Below are 6,519 nucleotides of genomic sequence, written 5' to 3'. Positions count from 1 at the left end.
GCTGATGCAGATTGATCTACGGGATCAGGAAACCGGTACATAATCCGTCAACTATGTCGGCGCACACGTGTCCACGATGTCTCCGGTCCGAACACTTGTGCAAAGAAAAGTAAGCAAAAGAAACACCCCCCGGCATCCGGGTCTTCGCTGCGCTCAGACTCCCCTCGCTCCGGCACTGTTCCGAGGGTCGTCGCGAAGGGCCATCCATGGCCCATCGTTCCTCATTTGGCATCCATGCCGAATGCCCCTCTGCACAGCACCTGCGCTCGGCCTCCTGACGGGGACGGTCCGACTACCGAAGCATGCTGTTCGACTTAAGGCCGAAAAAGCTGTTGGTGTGCACGGACTGACAGTCCCGTCAGGAGGGTGAGCGGAGTCGGTGTGGAAGGGGTTGAGTCGCATGGATGCGACGAAAGCTGCGCTGGGCCATGGACGGCCCATCGCAGCGAGCCCCTGGAGCACCGATGGAGCGAACGAACCCGGCACATCGCGCAGCGAAGTGCCGGGCCGGATGCCGGGGGTGCTTTCTCTTTGGTTACTTTCTCTTTGCACAAGCAAAGAGAAAGTAACTCGCCATCAGGGCGAAAAGCTGTGTTTCGGTCTGGCTCGAAGCCTGCGCAGCCAACAAATCAGCATCGGACTTCCAATCCGTCACAGCCCTATCCAGCATCCTTGTCGTTCCCACGCTCGAGCAGGGGAACGCTCAAAGCCAGACAGCCTCTCACAGCACCCCGGCACTGCGCAGTTCGCTGATCTGTTCCAGCGTCATGCCGAGCAATGACTGCAATACCTGCTCGGTGTGCTGGCCGAGCAACGGCGGGGCCTGGCGGTACTCGACCGGTGTGGCCGACAGGCGGATCGGGCTGGCCACCTGCGGCGCCAGACAACCCAGCGCATGCGGCATATCCAGGCGCAGCCCGCGCGCTTTCACCTGCGCGTCCTCGAACACCTGCGCCAGATTGTTGATCGGCCCGCAGGGCACGCCGGCCTGTTCCAACAGACTGATCCATTCTGCGGTGGTCTTGAATACCGTGGTCTGCCGCAACATCGGCACCAGCACTTCACGGTTGGCCACGCGGGCCTTGTTGCTGGCAAAACGCGGGTCGTCAGCCAGCTCGCTACAGCCAGCCACTTCGCAGAACTTCCTGAACTGGCTGTCATTGCCGACGGCCAGAATGATGTCGCCGTCAGCGGTGGGGAAATCCTGGTAGGGCACGATATTCGGATGGGCATTGCCCAGCCGCTTGGGCGGCACCCCGGTGGTCAGGTAGTTCATCGCCTGGTTGGCCAGGCAGGCCACCTGCACATCCAGCAGGGCCAGGTCGACATGCTGGCCGATGCCGGTCTGCTCGCGGTGATTGAGCGCCGCCAGCACGCCGACGCTGGCATACAGCCCGGTGAGGATATCGGTCAGCGCCACCCCGACCTTCATCGGCCCGGCGCCCTCCTCGCCATCGGCGCGCCCGGTCAGGCTCATCAGCCCGCCCAGGCCCTGCACCATGAAGTCGTAGCCGGCGCGCTTGGCATACGGGCCGTCCTGGCCGAAGCCGGTGATCGAGCAATAGATCAGTCGCGGATTAAGTGCTTTCAACGCGGCGTAATCCAGCCCGTAAGCCGCCAGTCCGCCAACCTTGAAATTCTCCAGCAGCACATCGCACTGCGCCGCCAGTTCACGCACGATGCGCTGGCCTTCGGGCTGGGTGAAGTCGATGGTCAGCGACTGCTTGTTGCGGTTGGCGGTGAGGAAGTAGGCCGCCTCGCCGGTGTCCTTGCCGTCAGCATCCTTGAGGTAGGGCGGCCCCCAGTGGCGGGTATCGTCGCCCACGCCGGGGCGCTCGACCTTGATCACCTCGGCGCCAAGGTCAGCCAGCACTTGCCCGGCCCAGGGCCCGGCCAGCACGCGGGAAAGGTCAAGCACGCGGATATGCGCAAGGGCACCGGACATGGCGAGAGACTCCTGTTGAATAGGATGTTGCCGACAGGCGTAGGGTGAACAACGCCGCTCGCGGCTTGTCCACCAAGGCGGCGCTGACGGTGGACAAGGCTGCGCCGTAGTCCACCCTGCGGGTTATGCCTGGGCCTGCAGATCCTTGAGGGTCAGGTCCAGGCACAGGCGTGCCTTGCTCACCAGCTCATCGATCTCGGCTTTGCTGATCACCAGCGGTGGCGCGATGATCATGGTGTCACCCACGGCGCGCATGATCAGGCCGTTGTTGAAGCAGTGGCCACGGCAGATCATCCCGGCACCCTTGCCGACATAGCGCTCGCGGGTCTGCTTGTCCTTGACCAGCTCGATCGCACCGAGCATGCCGACCCCGCGCACCTCGCCGACCAGCGGATGATCGAGCAGCTCGCGCAGGCGCTTTTGCAGGTAGGGCGCGGTTTCCTCGCGCACGCGCTCGAGGATCTTCTCGTCGCGCAGGATGCGGATGTTTTCCAGTGCCACGGCCGCCGCCACCGGGTGTCCGGAGTAGGTAAAGCCGTGATTGAAGTCGCCGCCGGTTTTCAATACCTCGGCGACCTTGTCGCTGACGATCAGCCCGCCCATGGGGATGTAGCCGGAGGTCAGGCCCTTGGCGATGGTCATCAGGTCCGGCTGGTTGCCGTAGTAGTCGCTGCCGAACCATTCGCCGGTTCGGCCAAAGCCGCAGATCACTTCGTCGGCGACGAACAGGATGTCGTACTTGGCGAGGATCTCGCGGATCTTCGGCCAGTAGGTTTCCGGCGGTACGATCACGCCGCCAGCACCCTGGATCGGCTCGGCAATAAAGGCCGCCACGTTATCCACGCCGACTTCGAGGATCTTCTGCTCCAGCTGCTCGGCGGCCCAGATGCCGAACTCGTCCGGCGTCATGTCGCCGCCCTCGGCGAACCAGTACGGCTGTGGAATATGCACGATGCCCGGCACCACGCCGCCCTGCTCGTGCATGTAGCTCATGCCGCCAAGGCTGGAACCGGCCACGGTGGAGCCGTGGTAGCCGTTGATGCGGCTGATTATGATCTGCTTCTGCGGCTGGCCCTTGACCGCCCAGTAGTGGCGGACCATGCGCAGCATGGTGTCGTTGCCTTCGGAACCGGAGCCGGTGAAGAACACATGGTTCATGCCCGGCGGGGCAATGCTGGCGATGGCCTTGGCCAGCTCGAGCACCGGCGGGTGCGCGGTCATGAAGAAGGTGTTGTAGAACGGCAGCTCCTTCATCTGCTTGCTGGCCGCGTCGGCCAGTTCATGCCGGCCGTAGCCGATCGCCGCGCACCAGAGGCCGGCCATGCCGTCGAGGATCTTGTTGCCTTCGCTGTCCCAGACGTAGACGCCCTCGCCCTTGACGATGATGCGCGGGCCGACATCGCTGAGTTGCTGGTAATCACTGAACGGCGCCAGGTGATGGTCACGGCTCATGGCCTGCCATTCGAGGGTCTGCGGATTCTTCTTGGACGTATTCATGACATCTCCGAGGGGTTGGGATGCAACGGCCTGGGGCCGGCACCGGGTCTAACCACTTTGCGTTCCTGCAGCAGCCAGCTGGCTGGCGAAGCAGAAAACACAAGAGCATCGCGAGCAAGCTCGCTCCTACAACAGGGGTCGGCAACAACCAACCGCTACAAAATCTAACTTCTGGCCAGCAAGTGCTTCAGGGCAAAGTCGGGATCGGCGTCCTGCTCGCCCAGTTCGTGGCGCTTGATCAGGTTGTACAGCTCGATGAAGGGTGCGCCAAACACCTCCAGCATGATCGGGCAGCGCTGCAGGTCATCCAGCGCCTCGCCGAGGTTCAATGGCAGCGCGCCGCGCGCCGAGGCTGCCGGACGGTCGCTGACTTCCGGACCGGGCTCGAGCTGCTGCTGCATGCCGCTGAGGCCGGCACCCAGCATCAACGCCAGGCTCAGGTAGGGGTTGGCATCCCCGCCCGGCAGGCGGTGCTCGACGCGGCGGTTGGCTGGATCGGAATGCGGGATGCGGAAGGCCACGGTGCGGTTGTCATAGCCCCACTCGACGCTGGCCGGCGCCGCGTCCGGGCGTTGCAGGCGCACATAGGAATGCGCATAGGGCGCCAGCAGGGCGATCGAGGCGCGCGCCGAGGCCTGCCAGCCACCGATGAAATGGCGCAGGCGCGGATGCGGCGAACCATCTTCGGCGGTGAACGGGTTGTTGCCCGCGGCGTCGCTCAGGCTGATGTGCCAGTGCATGCCGGTGCCCGGCTCGTGCAGGTACGGCTTGGCCATGAAGGTCGCGTAGCAGCCGTGGCGGCGTGCGACTTCGCGGGCCAGGCGCTTGAAGCGGAACACCGCGTCGGCCTGCGCCAGCGGCTCGCCGGGGCCGAAATTGACCTCGTACTGACCGATGGCCGATTCATGCCCGTAACCGGTGATCGGGATGCCCTGCGCTTCGCAGGCCGCCCACAAGTCATCAAAGAACGGTGCGAAGGTGGCGGCCGTTTCCGCCGACGCCAGGTCATGCGAGCTTTCGATGTGCGGCACCGTGCCGGACATGCCGTGCGCCACCTGCAGGCCGCCGCAGGCATCGCGCTGCGGATGCACCAGGAAGAACTCCAGCTCCGGCGCCACCCGCGCCCGGTAGCCGGCAGCCGCCAGGCGCTCGAGCACGCGCTTGAGCAGCTGGCGCGGCGACAGCTGGGCGACATCCACCTGATGCTGGCCATCGGCGGCGGTGAAGCGGGCCTCGATGTCGCAGATGATGCTGGCCGTCGGCACCGCAGCCAGCGGGTCGCGCACCAGCGTGCTCCAGTCCGGGCGCAGCGCCATGTCCGGGAAGGTCTGCGGGAAGATGCGCGCGAACACCTCCTCCGGCTCGCCACCGGTGACGGTCAGGCCGAGAAACAGCGAAGGCGCCTTGGCGCCGAGGGCTTCGGCAAAGCTGGCGGCGCTGAGGATCTTGCCACGCGCCACACTGGTCAGGTCGGCAAACACCAGCTCGACGCGGCGGATGTCATTGGCCTTGAGCCAGTCCAGGGCTTCGGTGGCGCTGGAGAGATGGGGATGCATAAACACCAAACCTCGATTGCGTTGGGTGGTTTCGATTCACCCGGCACATAAACCAAAAAAGGCAGGTAGCCAAGCTACCCGCCTCTGCCAAAACGGCAACCTCAGAAAAACGCCTGCAGGCCAGTCTGTGCGCGCCCCAGGATCAGCGCATGCACGTCATGTGTACCTTCGTAGGTGTTGACCACCTCGAGGTTGACCAGGTGCCGGGCCACGCCGAACTCGTCGGAGATGCCGTTGCCGCCAAGCATGTCGCGCGCCAGGCGGGCGATGTCCAGCGCCTTGCCGCAGCTGTTGCGCTTCATCATCGAGGTGATTTCCACCGCCGCGGTGCCTTCGTCCTTCATCCGCCCCAGGCGCAGGCAACCCTGCAGGGCCATGGTGATCTCGGTCTGCATGTCGGCCAGCTTCTTCTGGATCAGTTGGGTCTGCGCCAGCGGGCGGCCGAACTGCTTGCGGTCCAGGGTGTACTGGCGCGCGGTGTGCCAGCAGGCCTCGGCGGCGCCCAGCGCGCCCCAGCTGATGCCGTAACGGGCCGAATTGAGGCAGGTGAACGGGCCTTTAAGGCCGCGCACGTCGGGGAAGGCGTTCTCTTCCGGGCAGAACACGTTGTCCATGACGATCTCGCCGGTGATCGAGGCGCGCAGGCCGACCTTGCCGTGGATCGCCGGGGTCGACAGGCCTTCCCAGCCCTTCTCCAGCACGAAGCCGCGGATCTCGCCGGCGTCGTCCTTGGCCCAGACCACGAACACGTCGGCGATCGGGCTGTTGGTGATCCACATCTTGGCGCCGGTCAGGCGGTAGCCGCCGTCGACCTTCTTCGCCCGGGTGATCATCGAGCCCGGGTCGGAACCGTGATCCGGCTCGGTCAGGCCGAAGCAGCCGATGTATTCGCCGCTGGCCAGCTTGGGCAGGTACTTCATGCGCGTAGCTTCGTTGCCGAACTCGTAGATCGGCACCATCACCAGCGAGGACTGCACGCTCATCATCGAACGGTAGCCGGAATCGATGCGCTCGACTTCACGGGCGATCAGGCCGTAGCACACATAGTTGAGGCCACTGCCGCCGTACTGCTCGGGAATGGTCGCGCCGAGCAGACCGGTTGCGCCCATCTCGCGGAAGATCGCCGGATCGGTCTGTTCATGGCGGAAGGCATTCAGCACCCGCGGCGCCAGCTTGTCGGCGGCGAACTGGCGGGCGCTGTCGCGCACCATGCGCTCTTCCTCGGTCAGCTGCTGGTCGAGCAACAGTGGATCTTCCCAGTTGAAGTGTGCCTTGCCGGCCATAATCGAACCCTCGAACAGACAGTGGATCAGGTGCTCCGCCAGCGGCGCTACACCCGAAATTTGTGTGGACTTACTCTAGTCAGCAACCGGCAGTCCGGCAAACGATGAATTTGCACGCTGTTGTGCTATTTTCTCACTCCGAGATGGTCTTTAAACCGGTTTTTTGCCATTTTTTATGCTGCGTTCGCATAAGAGCGTCCAATTTGCGCCGCAAGATCGTAGGGTGGGCGTAGGGTGG

4 protein-coding genes are annotated in these 6,519 nt (G+C 64.3%); all 4 read right to left on the bottom strand.

All coding sequences use genetic code 11. From position 1 onward, the window contains the following. Nucleotides 1-721 precede the first annotated feature (721 nt). Nucleotides 722-1,945 carry a CaiB/BaiF CoA transferase family protein gene (locus ISX93_RS02855; protein WP_195777168.1) on the bottom strand — a complete coding sequence of 408 codons (1,224 nt, stop codon included), beginning with the start codon at nucleotides 1,943-1,945 and terminating at the stop codon, nucleotides 722-724. Nucleotides 1,946-2,068: 123 nt separating this feature from the next. Further along, nucleotides 2,069-3,442 (bottom strand): aspartate aminotransferase family protein, encoded by a 1,374-nt coding sequence (locus tag ISX93_RS02850; protein WP_195777167.1) that lies wholly within the window; start codon nucleotides 3,440-3,442, stop codon nucleotides 2,069-2,071. Nucleotides 3,443-3,606: 164 nt separating this feature from the next. After that, nucleotides 3,607-4,998 carry a glutamine synthetase family protein gene (locus ISX93_RS02845; RefSeq protein WP_195777166.1) on the bottom strand — a complete coding sequence of 464 codons (1,392 nt, stop codon included), beginning with the start codon at nucleotides 4,996-4,998 and terminating at the stop codon, nucleotides 3,607-3,609. A gap of 101 nt (nucleotides 4,999-5,099) precedes the next feature. Next, nucleotides 5,100-6,281, bottom strand: a complete 1,182-nt coding sequence (locus tag ISX93_RS02840; RefSeq protein ID WP_195777165.1) for an acyl-CoA dehydrogenase — start codon at nucleotides 6,279-6,281, stop codon at nucleotides 5,100-5,102. Nucleotides 6,282-6,519 lie beyond the last annotated feature (238 nt).

This window comes from Pseudomonas sp. N040 (assembly GCF_015637705.1).
GTDB lineage: Bacteria > Pseudomonadota > Gammaproteobacteria > Pseudomonadales > Pseudomonadaceae > Aquipseudomonas.
Note: the sequence above shows the minus strand (reverse complement) of the source record. Positions and strands in the feature narration are given on the sequence as shown.